This window comes from Amycolatopsis dongchuanensis, assembly GCF_039542405.1.
GTDB lineage: Bacteria > Actinomycetota > Actinomycetes > Mycobacteriales > Pseudonocardiaceae > Amycolatopsis_E > Amycolatopsis_E sacchari.
In genome coordinates this window covers 1-15,495 of record NZ_BAABIB010000049.1, presented here as the reverse complement: position 1 = coordinate 15,495, position 15,495 = coordinate 1, and the positions used below count along the sequence as shown (strand labels likewise).

Annotated in this window: 12 protein-coding genes; 11 read left to right on the top strand and 1 reads right to left on the bottom strand. The window is 72.3% G+C overall.

Annotated elements, in window-relative coordinates; genetic code table 11:
• Nucleotides 1–116: 116 nt before the first annotated feature.
• From ABFX51_RS10495 to ABFX51_RS10445, 11 genes are all read left to right on the top strand, one after another.
• Entirely contained in the window at nt 117–2,825 is a 2,709-nt protein-coding gene (locus ABFX51_RS10495; protein ID WP_346053602.1) for an alpha-L-rhamnosidase, read from the top strand.
• Nucleotides 2,826–2,892: 67 nt separating this feature from the next.
• The gene (locus tag ABFX51_RS10490) at nt 2,893–4,164 is read left to right on the top strand and encodes an ABC transporter substrate-binding protein (RefSeq protein ID WP_346053601.1); all 1,272 of its coding nucleotides are present in this window, start codon (nt 2,893–2,895) and stop codon (nt 4,162–4,164) included.
• Between the two features lie 4 nt (nt 4,165–4,168).
• Complete coding sequence (locus ABFX51_RS10485; RefSeq protein ID WP_346053600.1) at nt 4,169–5,146, top strand: carbohydrate ABC transporter permease; 978 nt, start codon at nt 4,169–4,171, stop codon at nt 5,144–5,146.
• Nucleotides 5,143–5,976, top strand: a complete 834-nt coding sequence (locus tag ABFX51_RS10480; RefSeq protein WP_346053599.1) for a carbohydrate ABC transporter permease — start codon at nt 5,143–5,145, stop codon at nt 5,974–5,976. The genes ABFX51_RS10485 and ABFX51_RS10480 overlap by 4 nt, the downstream gene beginning before the upstream one ends.
• 117 nt (nt 5,977–6,093) lie before the next feature.
• Nucleotides 6,094–7,056, top strand: coding sequence for a MaoC family dehydratase (locus ABFX51_RS10475; protein WP_346053598.1), 963 nt, complete (start codon nt 6,094–6,096; stop codon nt 7,054–7,056).
• 93 nt (nt 7,057–7,149) lie between these two features.
• Entirely contained in the window at nt 7,150–8,517 is a 1,368-nt protein-coding gene (locus ABFX51_RS10470) for an MFS transporter (RefSeq protein WP_346053597.1), read from the top strand.
• Nucleotides 8,514–9,518 carry a MaoC family dehydratase gene (locus ABFX51_RS10465; RefSeq protein ID WP_346053596.1) on the top strand — a complete coding sequence of 335 codons (1,005 nt, stop codon included), beginning with the start codon at nt 8,514–8,516 and terminating at the stop codon, nt 9,516–9,518. Before ABFX51_RS10470 ends, ABFX51_RS10465 begins: the two co-directional genes overlap by 4 nt.
• A 26-nt stretch (nt 9,519–9,544) precedes the next feature.
• The gene (locus ABFX51_RS10460; RefSeq protein ID WP_346053595.1) at nt 9,545–11,245 is read left to right on the top strand and encodes a thiamine pyrophosphate-binding protein; all 1,701 of its coding nucleotides are present in this window, start codon (nt 9,545–9,547) and stop codon (nt 11,243–11,245) included.
• A gap of 2 nt (nt 11,246–11,247) precedes the next feature.
• Nucleotides 11,248–12,444: a CaiB/BaiF CoA transferase family protein gene (locus tag ABFX51_RS10455; protein ID WP_346053594.1), complete on the top strand. Its 1,197-nt coding sequence runs from the start codon at nt 11,248–11,250 to the stop codon at nt 12,442–12,444.
• Nucleotide 12,445: 1 nt separating this feature from the next.
• Nucleotides 12,446–13,162: a GntR family transcriptional regulator gene (locus tag ABFX51_RS10450; protein ID WP_346053593.1), complete on the top strand. Its 717-nt coding sequence runs from the start codon at nt 12,446–12,448 to the stop codon at nt 13,160–13,162.
• Nucleotides 13,159–14,565: a xylulokinase gene (locus ABFX51_RS10445; protein WP_346053592.1), complete on the top strand. Its 1,407-nt coding sequence runs from the start codon at nt 13,159–13,161 to the stop codon at nt 14,563–14,565. The genes ABFX51_RS10450 and ABFX51_RS10445 overlap by 4 nt, the downstream gene beginning before the upstream one ends.
• A 12-nt stretch (nt 14,566–14,577) precedes the next feature.
• Here the strand turns inward: ABFX51_RS10445 and ABFX51_RS10440 are convergent, their stop codons facing one another.
• Nucleotides 14,578–15,438 carry a metallophosphoesterase gene (locus tag ABFX51_RS10440; protein WP_346053591.1) on the bottom strand — a complete coding sequence of 287 codons (861 nt, stop codon included), beginning with the start codon at nt 15,436–15,438 and terminating at the stop codon, nt 14,578–14,580.
• Between the last annotated feature and the right edge of the window lie 57 nt (nt 15,439–15,495).

Below are 15,495 nucleotides of genomic sequence, written 5' to 3'. Positions count from 1 at the left end.
ACCCACACAAGATCAAAAACTATCAGAACAAGATCACGAAGTGCGGCTGGAGTACTAGACATGGTGTCACCGCTGACACTCGCGGGTTTTCCCCAGCACAAGGAGGTGCTCTCGCCGTGACGCTCGAGCCCTACGACCTGTCCACCGAGTCGCGCGCGACCCCGATCGGCGTCGACGCCGCGCGCCCCATCCTGGCGTGGAAGCTCCGCAGCGCGGAGCCGCACGCGGGCGGCGAGCAGCACCGCGTCCGCGTCTATCGGGACGGCGGCGCGGAGGGCGGCGACCTGCTGTGGGACAGCGGATGGCTGGAGTTCGCCCCCGAGCAGCCCACCGCGGTCGCCTACGGCGGCGCGCCGCTGGAGTCGCTCACGCGCTACCACTGGGACGTCGCCGTGCGCGGCGGCGACCCCTCCACGAGCGTCATCGGCACGTGGTTCGAGACGGGGATCCTGCACGCGGACGAGTGGCAGGCCGCGTGGATCCGCCGCGACATCAGCCACGACCCCGGGCGGGTGCCGCCGTCGCTCGACGACGGCCTGACCGACCGCACCCGGATGCTGCAGGCGCCCGCGCGCTTCCGACGGGCCTTCGAGGTGTCCGCCGAGCTGACGCGCGCGCGCCTGGTGTACTCCGCCCGGGGGGTAGCGCGCGTCACGGTCAACGGCCGGCGGGTGGACGACGCCGAGTTCGCGCCCGGATGGACCGAGTACCGGTCCCGCATCCCGTATCGCGTCGTGCCCGTCGAAGGGCTGCTCGCGGCCGGGCCCAACGCCATCGGCGCCGTCGTGGCCGACGGCTGGTGGTCGGGCATGGTGGGCTTCGACCCCCGACGCCAGGGCGCGCACTACGGCGAGCGCCCCGAGTTCCTCGCGCAGCTCGTGCTCGACTTCGCCGACGGCTCGCGCACGGTGCTGACGACCGACGCCCACTGGCGCGAGCTGCGCGGCCCCATCCGGCACTCCGACATGATGATGGGCGAGTGGTACGACGCGCGGGGCGAGAGCCCCGGGTGGGACGGCCCGGGCTTCGACGACGCCGGGTGGAATCCCGTGGAGGTCGTGCCGCGCGACGACGTCTCGCTCGTGGGCGAGACCGACGCCCCTGTCGCGGTCGTCGGCGCCGTGCCGCCGCTGTCCACCCAGGAGCCGGAGCCGGGGCGCTTCGTGATCGACTTCGGCCAGAACCTCGTCGGCCGGCTGCGCCTCGCGCTGCGGGGCACGACGGAGGGCGGCCGCGTCGTGCTGCGGCACGCCGAGGCCCTGCACGCCGACGGCAGCCTCTACACCGAGAACCTGCGCGCGGCGGCGGCCACCGACGCGTACTTCATGGCGGGCCGCGCGGAGGAGGTGTACGAGCCGAGCTTCACGTTCCACGGCTTCCGGTACGCCGAGGTCACCGTGGTCGACGCGCCGGGACTGGAGTTCGACGTCGTCGCGCACGTCCTGCACAACGACTTCGCGTGGACGGGGTCGTTCTCGTGCAGCGACGAGCTCGTGAACCGCATCGACTCCAACATCCGCTGGGGCCTGAAGGGCAACTTCCTCGCCGTGCCGACCGACTGCCCGCAGCGTGACGAGCGCCTGGGGTGGCTCGCCGACGCGCAGGTGTTCACGCCGACCGCGCTGCTGCACGCCGACGTCGCTCCGTTCTACGAGCGCTGGATGCGCGACGTGCAGATCGCGCAGCGAGCCGACGGCGCCTACCCGAACTTCGTTCCCTCCATCCAGCCGAACCAGCGCGAGGCCGCGCCGGGCTGGGGCGACGGCGCCGTCATCATCCCGTGGGAGGTGTACCGCACCACGGGCCGCACGCGCGTGCTCGAGGAGAACCTGCCGGGCATGCTCGCCTGGGTCGACCGCATCGACCGGCTCAACCCCGACGGGCTGTGGCGGCACGGCGTCGGCAACAACTACGGCGACTGGCTGCAGGTCGACGCCGACACCCCGCGCGACGTCGTCTCGACGGCCTACTTCGCGCGCAGCAGCTGGATCGCCTGGCGCGCGGCGGAGGTGCTCGGTCACGGGCGCGCCGGTGAGCTGCGCGAGCGGTGGGAGCGCGTGCGCGACGCCTTCGCCGCGGCCTTCATCGACGCGCAGGGCCGCGTCGCCGGGCACACCCAGACGGGCCACCTGATGGCCCTCGCCTGGGACCTCGTGCCGGAGGACCTCGTTCCCGCGACCGTGCGGCACCTCGTCGATGACGTGGTCTCGCGGGGCGACCGGCTCACGACCGGCTTCCTGGGCGTCGCGCTCCTGTGCCCCACGCTGCACCGCTTCGGGCACGGCGACCTGGCCTACCGGCTCGTCACCCAGACGGCATACCCGTCGTGGGGCTACTCCGTCGAGCACGGCGCCACCACGATCTGGGAGCGCTGGGACGGCTGGACCGAGGAGAACGGCTTCCAGGCCGCCGGCATGAACTCGTTCAACCACTACTCGCTGGGGTCCGTGGGGGAGTGGCTCTACCACGGCATCGCGGGCATCGACCAGGAGCCGGACTCGGTGGGGTTCGCCCGCATCCTCGTGCGGCCCGTCGTCGACGCCGGCCCGCAGTGGGCCGAGGCCACCCTCGAGACCGTGCGCGGCACGATCGCCAGCGCGTGGCGCCGGGACGGCGACGCGGTCGCCCTCTCGCTCACGGTGCCCGCCCGGGCGACCGCGCGCGTCGTGCTGCCCTGCGCCCGCGAGGGAGCGGTCGTCGACGGGCGTCCCGTCGAGGACGGCGATCCGCGCGTGTCGGACACCTCCGGCGCGCTCGAGCTGACGCTCGGCCCGGGCGAGCACCGCATCACGGCCGACCTGCGCTCCGCGGCGCTCGTCGGCTGACACCACCACCTCTGCGCCGCGGCGCAGGCACGGTCGCGACGAAGCGACCCGACAGAAAGGGAAAGCGATGACAACCAGGCGGAAGATCACCGCGCTCGCGGGCGTCGCCGTGGCGGCACTGGCGTTCAGCGGGTGCGCGGGCGGCGACGGCGGGGGCGGCGACGGCCCCGTGGAGCTGCGCGTCGTGTCCATGACCAGCCAGCGCGCCGCGCTCGAGCGCATGTTCGAGCTGTACCGCGAGGTGAACCCCGACGTCACCTTCGCGCTCTCCACGGCGGAGGCCGACCAGTACAACACGGCCATCCGGGCCCAGATGGGCGGCAACAACGCACCCGACCTGATGATGGTCTTCCCCGGATCCGGCAACGCCACGAGCGTCGAGCCGCTCGCCGAGGCGGGGCTCCTGGTGGATCAGAGCGACCGCGACTGGGTGGGCGACGTGCCCGACTCGTTCGCGCCCCTCAACCAGCTCGACGGCAAGACCTACATCCGCTCGTACGGCTACGGCACGATCGGCACGGTCTACAACCGCGACGCGTTCGACGAGCTGGGCCTCGAGGTGCCGACGACGTGGTCGGAGCTGCTGTCGGTGTGCGAGGAGGCGAAGGCGGCGGGCAAGATCCCGATCGCGCTCGGCCTCGCCACGGGCTGGAACACCCAGCTGGTCAACTACGGCCTGGTGGCGAGCACGGTGTACGGGCCCGAGCCGGGGTTCACCGACGAGCAGCTGGCGGGCGACGCGAGCTTCGAGGACAGCGCCGGCTGGAACGAGGCGTTCGAGAAGTACATGCAGCTGCGCGACAACGGCTGCTTCATCGACGGTGCCGAGGGCACGACGTACGACCAGGCCAAGAACGCGGTCGCGTCGGGTGACGCCCTCATGATCACCCTCGTCCTCGACGGCGTCCCGTCGCTGCGTGAGCTGGACCCCGAGGTGAACTACGGCATGTTCCCGCTGCCCGGCACGGACAGCGCCGCCGACGTGTACGCCCCGATCGGTGTCGGCCCCGGGCTGGGCGTCAACGCCCGCTCCCGCCACCAGGAGGCCGCGCTCGACTTCGTCGACTTCGTCGCCCAGGAGGGGTCGCTGCGCGAGTGGGCCGACGCGCTCGGCATCGTGCCCGGCATCAAGGACGTGCCGGTCGAGCTGGCGGAGGGCTTCGAGCCGATGGCCGAGCTGCTGTCGTCCGACCACGTGGCGCCCTATCCCGACCAGCGCTGGCCCAGTCCCGAGGTGCAGTCCGCGCACTTCGCGGCCGTCCAGAACGTGTACACCGACCAGGCGACGATCGCCGACGCCCTGCGCAGCATGGACGCGGCCTTCGACGCGGCGCGCTGAGCCGATGACCGTCACCATCCCCACCCGCCCCGGGAGCGCGCAGAGCGCTCCCGGGCGCGGCCCGGTCGGCGCCAAGGTCGCGGGGCGAGGCCGGGGCCGTCCCGGCCTCCACGTGCCGTGGCTGCTCGTGCTTCCCGCGGGCCTGGTCTACGCCGTCGTCGAGCTGCTGCCGGCGCTCGCCACGTTCGGCTACTCGCTCACGGACTGGAACGGGCTCGATCCGGCTCCCGGCTTCGTCGGCGTCGACAACTTCGTCACCGCGTTCACCAATCCGCGCCTGCTCACGGCGCTCACCAACACGCTGCTGTTCACGCTCGTCGTGGTCGTCGTGCAGAACCTCGTGGGCCTCGCCCTCGCGCTCGCCGTGCATCGGGGATTGAAGACGGGCAGCGCCATGCGGATCGCGCTGTTCGCGCCCGTCGCGCTCAGCCCGCTCGTCGTCGCCTACGTATGGCAGTACATGTACGCGCCGCAGGGCGGCGCCGTCAACGAGGCGCTCGCCGCCATCGGGCTCGGCGAGCTCGGCCGGGCCTGGTTGGGCGACCCGTCCGTCGCGCTCATGGCGATCGCCGTCACGGTCATCTGGCAGCACGCCGGGTACTCCATGGTGATCTTCCTGGCGGGTCTCGAGGGCATCCCCGAGGAGCTGCACGAGGCCGCGACGATCGACCGCGCCGGGGCGTGGGCGCGGTTCCGCCACATCACGCTGCCGCTGCTCGCGCCGGCCTTCACGATCAACCTCGTCATCTCGGCGGTCTCGAGCCTCAAGCTCTTCGACCAGGTGATCGCGATGACGGGCGGCGGCCCCGGCTATGCCACCGAGACGGTCGCCACCGTCATCTACAAGCAGGCGTTCTCGGTGGGCGACTTCGCGTCCGCCTCGGCGCTCGGCGTGCTGCTCACCGCGCTCGTCGTCATCATCTCGATCGCCCAGCTGCGGATTCTCCGCCGGCGGGAGGAACAGGCGGGGGGAACCCGATGAACACGCGCTACCGCTGGAGCACCGGGGTGCGCGAGGCGCTGCTGGGCCTCGTGACGCTGCTCTTCCTCGCCCCCATCTACTTCCTCGTCGTCTCCTCGCTCAAGACGACGGCGCAGACGGTGTCGGATCCCTGGGGCCTGCCGCTGACCCCGACGTGGGCCAACTTCGAGCGGGCGTGGGAGGCCGGCGGCCAGCTGGGCGGCGCGTCGCTGTCGGGCGCCCTCGTGAACAGCCTCGTGGTGACCGTCGTGAGCCTCGTGCTCATCGTCGTCCTGGGGTCCACGGCGGGATACGCGATCGCCCGCAACACGAGTCGCTGGTCGAACCGCGTCTTCACGTTCTTCCTCGTCGGGATCACGCTGCCCATCCAGATCGTCGTCATCCCCCTCTATCAGTTCCTCACGAGCGTGGGGATCGACGGGATCGTCGGGCTGGTGCTGTTCTACGCGGCGGTGCTGCTGCCGTTCACCGTCTTCCTCTACGCGACCTTCATGCGGGCGCTGCCGCCCGACTACGAGGAGGCCGCGCTCACGGAGGGGGCGGGCACGATCACGATCTTCGTGCGCGTGGTGCTGCCCCTGATGGGGCCGGTGACGGGGACCGTGCTCGTGCTCAACGCCATCAACATCTGGAACGACTTCTTCACCCCGCTCGTGTTCCTCGGCGGCAGCAAGGCCGAGACGCTGCCCGTGGTGATCTACGGGTTCGTCGGGCAGTACGCGGCGGACTGGGGCCTGATCTTCGCGGGAATGCTCATCGCGATCCTGCCGGTGCTGGCGCTCTACCTGGTGCTGCAGCGGTACGTCATCCGCGGGTTCTCGGGGGCCTGAAGGGATGAACCGCGGCGAGGGGGGCGGCGGGAGCGCTTGACCGGACGCCGGGAAGTTCGTAGGGTGGTGACTAGTCGTCTATACAAGTGGCGACGATCGGTCAAGGGAGACGGAGACATGGTGACGAGCACGTCGCAGCTGAAGGAAGCACGCTACGAACTGGTCGAGGTGCCCGAGCCCATGGGGCCCGTGACCATCGTCGTCGACCGACGCAAGGTCGTGGACTACGCGTACGCGCAGGACGACTTCGGCTCGTGGTACTTCGGCGACTCGCCGTTCGGCGGCCCCGTCGGGCACCCGCTCGTGCTGGCCAACGACCTGCTGTTCCTCTTCTACGAGAACTACGACGGCAACACCGCTCAGGGCCTGCACACCCACGAGCACCTGCGGTTCCACGCGCCCGTTCGCGTCGGCGAGACCGTGCGCGTGGAGGGCGGCTACACCGACAAGTACGAGCGCCGCGGGCAGGGCTACGTCGTGCTGGAGGCCGTCGCGTACGGCGAGGACGGGCGGCCGCTCGTGACCCACGTCGGGCGCGAGATCATGCGCACGGTCGCCGGCGAGATCGTGGGCAAGGGGCGCTCCGCGGGGGAGGAGCGCGCGCGCACGGTGCTGGGCACGGTCGACGACGCCGCGCCCGTGCAGGCCGTCGCGGCCCCGGGTGCGCCCGCGCGCGCGGCCATCCCGACCCTGACGACGCGGTTCACCCAGGACCAGATGTCGGTGTTCTCGTGGGCGGGGCGCGGCTACCGCAACGTGCACACCGACCGCGAGAAGGCGGCCGCGTCGGGCCTCGACCGCACGATCGTCCAGGCGCAGCAGCAGACCGGCCTGATCGTGCAGAACCTCGTCGCGTTCTTCGGCGCCTCGTTCTTCACGAGCGGCGAGCTGGACCTGCGATTCGTGTCGCCCGCCTACGCCGGCGACGAGCTGACCACGACCGGCGCCGTCGTCGGCGAGGCGGACGGCCGCCTCGAGCTCGAGGTGTGGATCACCAAGCCCGACGGCACGCGCACGGCGGTCGGGTGGGCGTCCGCCCGCATCGACGAGAACCCCGATCGCCCGACGAGCCTCCTCTAACCCCCGATCCCGCCCGCCGGCCGCTCCCGCAGGGGGTGGCCGCGCGAGCGCTGCCCCCTGCCCGCCGCCCCATCCCCGACAAAGGAGTCACCCATGGCGCACCCCGTCGCAAGCCCGCCCACCAACCCGTCCGAGCGCACCCGGCTCGCCAAGCGAGCCGCCGTCGCGAGCCTCGTCGGCACCGCCGTCGAGTGGTACGACTACTTCATCTTCGGCACCGCCTCCGCCCTCGTGTTCGGGCAGCTGTTCTTCCCCAACCCCGACGACCCCGTGATCGGAACGCTGTCCGCGTTCGCCGTCTTCGGCGTGGGCTTCTTCGCCCGCCCGCTCGGCGGCATCGTCTTCGGGCACTTCGGCGACAAGTTCGGCCGCAAGGCGGCCCTCATCACGACCCTGATGATGATGGGCGTCTCGACGTTCCTCATCGGCCTGCTGCCCACGGCGGAGGTGCTGGGCATCTGGGCCGCCGTGCTGCTGGTGATCCTGCGCCTCGTGCAAGGCTTCGGCGCGGGCGGCGAGTGGGGCGGCGCCTCGCTCGTCGCGGTCGAGTACGCCCCCGAGGGCAAGCGCGGGGCCTACGGCAGCTTCCCGCAGATCGGCAACGCCATCGGCCTCGTGCTGTCGACCAGCATCTTCGCCATCGTCGCGGCCCTGCCCGACGACCAGCTGCTGACGTGGGGCTGGCGGGTGCCGTTCCTGCTGAGCGCCGTGCTCATCGCGGTCGGCCTGTTCATCCGCTTCAAGCTGACCGAGACGCCGACCTTCCAGGCGGCTCAGGACGAGCTCGAGCGCAAGGCGGCCGGCGAGGTCAAGGAGCGGATGCCGATCGCCGAGCTGTTCCGTCGCTTCAAGAAGCCGCTGCTGCTGGCGATGGGCATGCGGTTCGGCGAGGCCGTCTTCGGCTACATCATCCTCACGATCGGCCTGACCTTCGCGACCAACTACACCGAGGTGCCCCGCACCGACGTGCTGCTGGCCAGCACGATCGCGGCGGCGCTGGCGATCTACACGTACTACTTCTTCGGCAAGCTGAGCGACCGCATCGGCCGCCGCGCGGTGTTCATCCTCGGCTCGGTCGTGGGCGCCGTCGCCGCGTTCCCGTTCTTCTGGATCCTGGACGCCGACAACATCGTGCTCACCTACGTGATCTACGCGGTGGCCTACGCCGTCGGCGTGGGCGCGGTCTACGGCGTGGAGCCCGCGTTCTTCTCGGAGCTGTTCGGCACGAAGGTCCGCTACACGGGCATCTCCCTCGCGGCGCAGATCCCGAGCATCCTCATCGGCCTGTGGCCGCTGGCCTCCACGGCCCTGCTCGTGGCGACCGACGGCGACCCCTGGCCCATCGCCCTCATCACCGTCGTCGCGGTGCTGATCGGCCTGGTGTGCGCGGTGCTCGCCCCGGAGACGCACCGCGTCGACATGAACCGCGTCGGCGACGACAGCAAGGAGACGACCCGATGACCGGCACGACCGCGCGCCCCTGGCGCGACCTCACCGACCCGCGTCGCGCGCGCGACGTCGACGACCTGGAGGCCGGGCTCAAGGAGCCCGAGTTCGAGAACCTCGAGATCCCCGAGCCCCTCGGCACCGTGCAGGTCGTCGTGGACGATCACAAGATCAAGCGCTTCGCCTTCACGCAGGACGACTACTCGCCGTGGCACTTCGAGGCCAGCCCGTTCGACGGCGAGCGCATCGGCCACGCCGCGCTTCTCGGCAACGACCTCGTCCAGCTGTTCACGCTCGTGTACGCCGGCAGCAAGGTCGTCGGCTATCACACCGAGGAGCAGATGTGGTTCGACAGCCCCGCGCGGCTCGACGAGGTCGTCACCCTGAGCGGCACCTACACCGAGGCGTATGAGCGCCGCGGCGAGGGCTACGTCGTGATGGACGCGCAGGCCACCGGCGCGGACGGGCGCAGCATCGTCCGGCACCGCGGGGTGGAGATCCTCAAGACGAACCCGGGCGCGATCGGCGGGCGCGGCAGCGGCACGCCCGACAAGCGCGTCACCGGCGAGGTCGCGCCGGACGCCCGCGTGATCGAGACGATCGACGCGTCCGTGCGCGTGGGCGACGTGCTCGCGCCGCTGCACAAGACGATCACCGCCGAGCAGGCCGCCGTCTTCAGCCGCGTCGGCGAGTACGTCCGCAACATCCACAACGACATCGCGGTGGCGCGCTCGGGCGGCCTGCGCGTGCCGATCGTGCAGGGCCAGCAGCAGTTCGGCGTGCTCGCCCAGCTGCTTACCCTGCGCTTCGGCGCGCCCTTCCTCACCTCGGGATGGTTGCGCGTCAAGTTCCTCGTCCCCCTCGACGTGTTCGAGCCCTTCACCGTCACGGGCGTCGTCACCGAGCTCACCCCCACCGCGGACGGCGTGACCGTCGGGCTCGAGGTGTGGGTGCGCCGGCACGACGGCCGCCTCATGACGGTCGGCTGGGCATCCGCCACCGTCCCGTCCTCCTGACCCCCAGAGAAAGCGACATCCTTGCCATGACCGAGAACAAGACCGGCGGACAGCTCGTCGTCGACATGCTCCGCTCCCTCGGGATCGAGTACGTCTTCGGCGTCGTCGGAGGACAGACGCTCGCCATCACCGACGCCATCATCGACACCCCCGGCATCGAGTTCGTCCACACCCGCCACGAGAACGCGGCGGCCGTCATGATGGACGCCTACGGCCGCCTCACCGGCCGCCCCGCCGCGTGCATCTCGACGACGGGCCCCGGCGCGACGAACCTCATCACGGGGGTCGGCGGCGCCTACCGCGACTCGAGCCCGGGCTTCGTGCTCACCTGCAACAACAACGGCGAGAACATCCACAAGGACGACGCGCAGAACGCCGACCACGTCGAGCTCATCAAGCCGCTCGTGAAGTGGTCGCGACTGGTCGCGCACGCGTCCTCGCTCAAGCAGGCGATGGAGGAGGCGTACGTCAACGCCATGGCGGGCAATCCGGGACCGGTGCACCTCGACTTCGCGCGCGACATGATCGAGGGGCCCGTCGCGGACTACCCGGCCGTGCCCGAGGTGCACCCCAGCCGGTCGTGGGTGGGCGAGCGGCCCTCGCCGAACCCGGTCGCGCTGGCGCGCGTCGCCGAGCGCGTGCTCGCCGCCGAGCGGCCCGTCATCTGGCTCGGCAACGGCGGCAACCGCGCCCGTGCCGCCGACGACGTGCTGGCGCTCGCCGAGGCGCTCAACATCCCCGTCGTGACGACGTTCAACGGCATCGGGTCCGTCCCCACGACGCACCCGCTCGTCTTCGGCGCCGTGAGCCGGATGGGCACGCGCATCTCGTCGCGCGTGATCGGCGACGCCGACCTCGTGCTCGCGCTCGGCAACAGCCTCAACGCCGTCTCCACCACGCGCTGGAAGCGCGTGCTGCCGGAGGTCGTGCAGGTGGACGTCGACCCCGCCATGATCGGGCGGTACTACTCGGAGGTCACGGACGGCGTCGTCGCCGACCTGGGCGCCTTCTCGCGCGACCTGCTCACGGCCGTCGCCGGCGGAGCGGCCGACGCCCGGCGCTCCCGCGGCGAGTGGATCGAGAGCCTGCAGCGCGCGCGGACGGAGTGGTGGGCGTCGTCCGAGGTGCGCGACGAGTCGCCGGAGGGCACGCTCTCGCCCGCCGACATCGTGCGGGCGCTGCGCGAGGTCTCGCCCGATGACACGCTCCTGATCCCCGACGCGGGCAACCCCGGCGTCTGGTCGTTCCTGTGGGAGGTGACGCAGACCAACACCTACATCAAGCCGGTCGGCTTCGGGAACATGGGCTTCGCGCTGCCCTCGGCGATCGCGGCGGCGCTCATCGATCCGGAGCGGCCCGTGCTCGCCCTCATCGGCGACGGCTCGCTGGGCATGAGCCTGGGCGAGCTCGAGACGCTCGCCCGCGTGCGCGGCAACGTCTGCATCGTCGTGCTGAACGACTCGAGCTACGGCAACATCCGCCAGGAGCAGGAGCTGCACTTCGACGGGCGCACGATCGGCGTCGACTTCGACCCGATCGACTTCGGCATGGTGGCGCGCGGGATGGGCGTGGCGGGCGAGGTCGTCACGACGCTCGACGCCCTCACCGAGAAGGTCGGCGCGGCGCTGCGCGGCGGCCGGCCGGCGGTGTTCGACGTGCCGCTGGACCGTTCGGCCAACGCGTGGACGTACCCCGCGTTCGTCGTGCAGCAGGCCGGAGAGGAATGAGCATGACGGCGGACAAGACCGGCCCCCTGGGCGGGGTCAAGGTCCTCGATCTCTCGCGCTTCATCGCGGGGCCGCTGTGCGCGCAGATCCTGGGCGACTTCGGCGCGGAGGTGCTCAAGATCGAGCGCCCCGCGGGCGAGGACTCGCGCCACCACGGGCCGTACTGGCAGGACGAGAGCATCTACATGTTCCTGTACCACCGCAACAAGTACGCCGCGACGCTCGACACCCGCCACCCCGAGGCGCTCGGCATCCTGGAGCGTCTGGTGGCGTGGGCCGACGTGGTGGTGGAGAACTACCGCCCGGGCACGCTCGAGAAGATGGGCCTCGGCTACGAGCGGATGAAGGAGATCAAGCCCGACGTCATCCTGGTGTCGATCTCCGGGTTCGGGCAGACGGGCCCCGACGCGCACCGCGGCCTGTTCGACGCGATCTCGCAGGCCTCGTCGGGACTGATGAGCATGACCGGCGAGCCCGGCGGCAAGCCGACCCTGTCGGGCACCTACATCGCCGACTACACCACGGGATACCAGGGCGCGATCGGCGCGCTCGCCGCGCTCATGCACAAGGAGCGCACGGGCGAGGGGCAGCTCGTCGACGTCGCCTCGTTCGACACCATGTTCTCGGCCCTGGGGATCCGGCTCATCGCGCAGCTCATGCTCGGCCTCGAGATGCCGCGCAGCGGATCGCGCGACCTGCTCACGGCGCCGGTGAACGTCTACGACGCGCTCGACGGCCCCATCTACGTGCAGGCGGGCACCGCGTCGCTGTTCGCGCGCATCTGCGAGGTGATGGAACGTCCCGACCTCGCGGCGGACGAGCGCTTCGCGACGGTCGACGGCCGCATGGCCAACCAGGACTACCTGGAGGGCGAGATCGGGGCCTGGGTGGGCGCGCGCACGATCGCGGAGGTCTCGCGGCTGCTGCAGGACGCCGGCATCCCGTACGCGAAGGTCGCGTCGGTGGCCGAGGTCGCGCAGTCGCCGCAGATCGCCGCGCGCGAGATGGTGGTGGAGGTGGAGCACCCGGAGCTCGGTCTCATTCGGGTGCCGGGCAACCCCATTAAGATGGAGAAGACCCCGCCGACGGTGCGCAAGGCGCCGCCCCGGGTGGGCGAGGACAACGCTCACGTCTACGGCGCGGTGCTGGGGATGACCCCCGAGGAGATCGCGCGACTACGGGAGACGGGAGCGATCTGAGATGACGCGGGCGCCGATGTACCGGGTGATCTACGACGACATCGTCTCGCAGATCACCTCCGGCGCGCTGGCGCCGGCCGACCAGCTGCCGAGTGAGACCGATCTCGCCCGCCAGTACGGCGTGAGCCGCATGACGGTGCGCCAGGCCCTCGACCGGCTGGGTTCCGACCAGTTCGTGCGCCGCCGTCAGGGGCTGGGCACCTTCGTCACGGAGGAGCCGCGGCGCGCGCGGCGCCTCGGGCGACTGCGGTCGTTCGCGGAGGAGCTGGGCGAGTCGGCGCAGCAGGTGGCGAGCCGCATCGTGCGCTGCGAGACGACCACGGCGCCGGTGGACGTGGCCCGCGCGCTGGGCGGGGTGGAGGGCGACACCGTGACGAGGCTGACGCGCGTGCGCCTCGTCGACGGGGCGCCCGCGGCCCTGCAGGACGCGTGGATCCCGTACGCGGTCGCCCCGTCCCTCTCTCGGGAGCCGCTGTTGGAGGGGTCGCTCTACCGCACCCTCACGGAGCGGTACGGGGTGCGACTGCGACACGCCGACCACGCCATGGTCGCGCTCGCGCTCGACCCCGAGCGGGCCGGGCTGCTCGGCCTGGCGCCGGGCGGGGCCGTGCTCGAGGGGCGGCGCAGCACGTACGACGACGCGGGCGACGTGGTGGAGTACACGGTGAGCGTGACCCTGCCGGCCTTCCCGCTGCTGCTGCGGATCGACGCCGGATGAGCGGCCACGTCGCCGCGGTCGACGTGGGCACGTCGGCCGTGCGGGCGGCGATCGTGCGTGCCGACGGCCGCACGATCGCTCACGCGCGCGTCGAGCGCACGTCGAGCGTGGGCGGGGAGCTCTACGACCCCGACGCGCTCGTCGCCGAGGTGAACGCCGCGCTGCGCGCCGTCGCGGACGCGCCCGCCCCCGACGCCGTGGTGGTCTCGGCCCACATCGGCGCCGTGGTGGTCGATGCCGACGCCCGGCCCATCGTCCCCGGGGGTGGCTGGGCCGACCGCCGCGGGCTCGACGCGCTGCTCGCCGCGCCGGACGCGTTGCGCGCGCGGATCCGCGCGGCGTCGGGGCGGCCGCAGCTCACCGGCGGCGCGCTCGCGCTGCTGCTCTCGCTGACAGGCGACGAGCGGCGCCGCGCCCGCGCCGTGCTGTCGCCCAAGGACCACCTGGTCGCGGCGCTCACCGACGAGCTCGCGACCGACACGATCGACGCCGCCTACACGCTCGCGTCGGACGGGGCGACCGGCCGGTGGTGCGAGGACGTCATCGCCGAGCTGGGGCTCGACCCCGGCCTCTTCCCCCCGCAGCTCGCGCCGACCGCGACGGTCGGCGGACTCACCGCCGCGGCGGCGGCTGCCACGGGGCTGCCGGCCGGCACGCCCGTGCTGAGCGGCGGGCCGGACGGCTCGGTCGGCATCGCCCTGCTGCTGGGCACGTCGTCCGAGGCCGTCGCCGACGTCGCGGGCACCACCGACGTCGTGGGGCGGCTCCTGCCCGGTGACCGGGGCACGGCCGACGTCGGCGCGGGCGTCGTGCTCAACCCCTCCGCGCTGCCGGGGCGCGTCGTGGCGGGCGGCGCGACGGGCCTGACGGGCGGTGCCGTGGCGCACTGGCGGGGGCTCGTGGGCGCCGTGGCCGACGACGTGCTCGACGCCGTCCCGCCCGGCGCCGACGGGCTGCGCGTGCTGCCGGCCATGACCGGCGAGCGCTTCCCCCGCTGGCGTTCCGACGCGGCCGGGGGGCTGGCCGGGCAGCGGCCGTCGCACGGTCCCGCGCACCTGCTGCGCGCGGCCCAGGAAGCGGCGGCCTTCACCGTGCGCGAGGGGATCGACGTGCTCGATCCCGGCGGGGAGCTCCCCGTCGTGTTCGCGGGCGGATCCGCCCGCAGCGAAGCCGTCGCGCGGCTCAGGGCCGATGTCTGGGGGCGTCCCGTGCGCGTCGCGGGCGATCCCGACGTGACACTGCGGGGCGCGGCCGCCCTCGGGCTCGTCGGGGTGGGACTGCTGGCCGACCTGGACGAGGCGCGCCGGCGCCTGCTGGGCGAGGACCGCGTCGTGATGCCCGATCCCGCACGGACCCGGCGCTACCGCGACGTGTACGAGGAGTGGCGGGCTCTGCGCCGCTGAGCCGCGCGGGGCTTACGCGCGGGGCGCCAGGGTGAGGAGCGAGACCTCGGGGCGGCACGCGAAGCGCACCGGCGCATAGACGGAGTGCCCGAGCCCGGCGCTCACGTTGAGCGGCACGGTGCGCCCGTCGTGCGTCCACGTCGACAGGCCACGCGCCTGGCGCACCGGAAGGTCGCAGTTCGACACGAGCGCGCCGTAGAAGGGCACGCGCACCTGCCCCCCGTGCGTGTGCCCCGCGTACAGCATGTGGGCGCCCTGATCGGTGAGCGCGTCGAGCACCCGGCGGTACGGGGCGTGCGCGACGCCGAGCGTGAGCGGGGCGTCGGGCTGGGCCGACAGGGCGCGCGCCGCGGCCTCGGGGTCGTCGAGGTTGTGGTGGGCGTCGCCCACGCCGAACAGCCGCACGCGGCTGCCGCGCAGCGTGAGGGTGACGGCTCCGTTGTCGACGCTGTGCCACCCGAGCTCGTCGGTCATGAACGCGTCGAGGGCGGCGGTGTCGAGGCGGGCGGAGCGGGACGGGCGGTCCGAGGGTCCGCGGAAGTAGCGGAGGGGATTGCGCGGGCTGGGACCCCACATGTCGTTCGAGCCGTGGACGAAGACTCCGGGCACCCCGCGCAGGGGCGACAGGGCGCGGCGGAGACCGGCCAGCCCCTCGACGTGGCCGAGGCTGTCGCCCGTGCTGATGACGAGGTCGGGGCGCAGCGCGACGAGCCGTTCCATCCACCGCTGCTTGCGCCGCTGCCAGGGCGCCATGTGGGCGTCGGAGAGGTGCAGCACGCGCTGCGGGGTGGCGCCGGGCTCGAGCACGGGCACCACGTGGCGGCGCACCGTGTAGAGCTGGCGCTCGATCCCGATGCGGGCGTGCGCGGCCACTAGTACTCCAGCCGCACTTCGTGATCTTGTTCTGATAGTTTTTGATCTTGTGTGGGT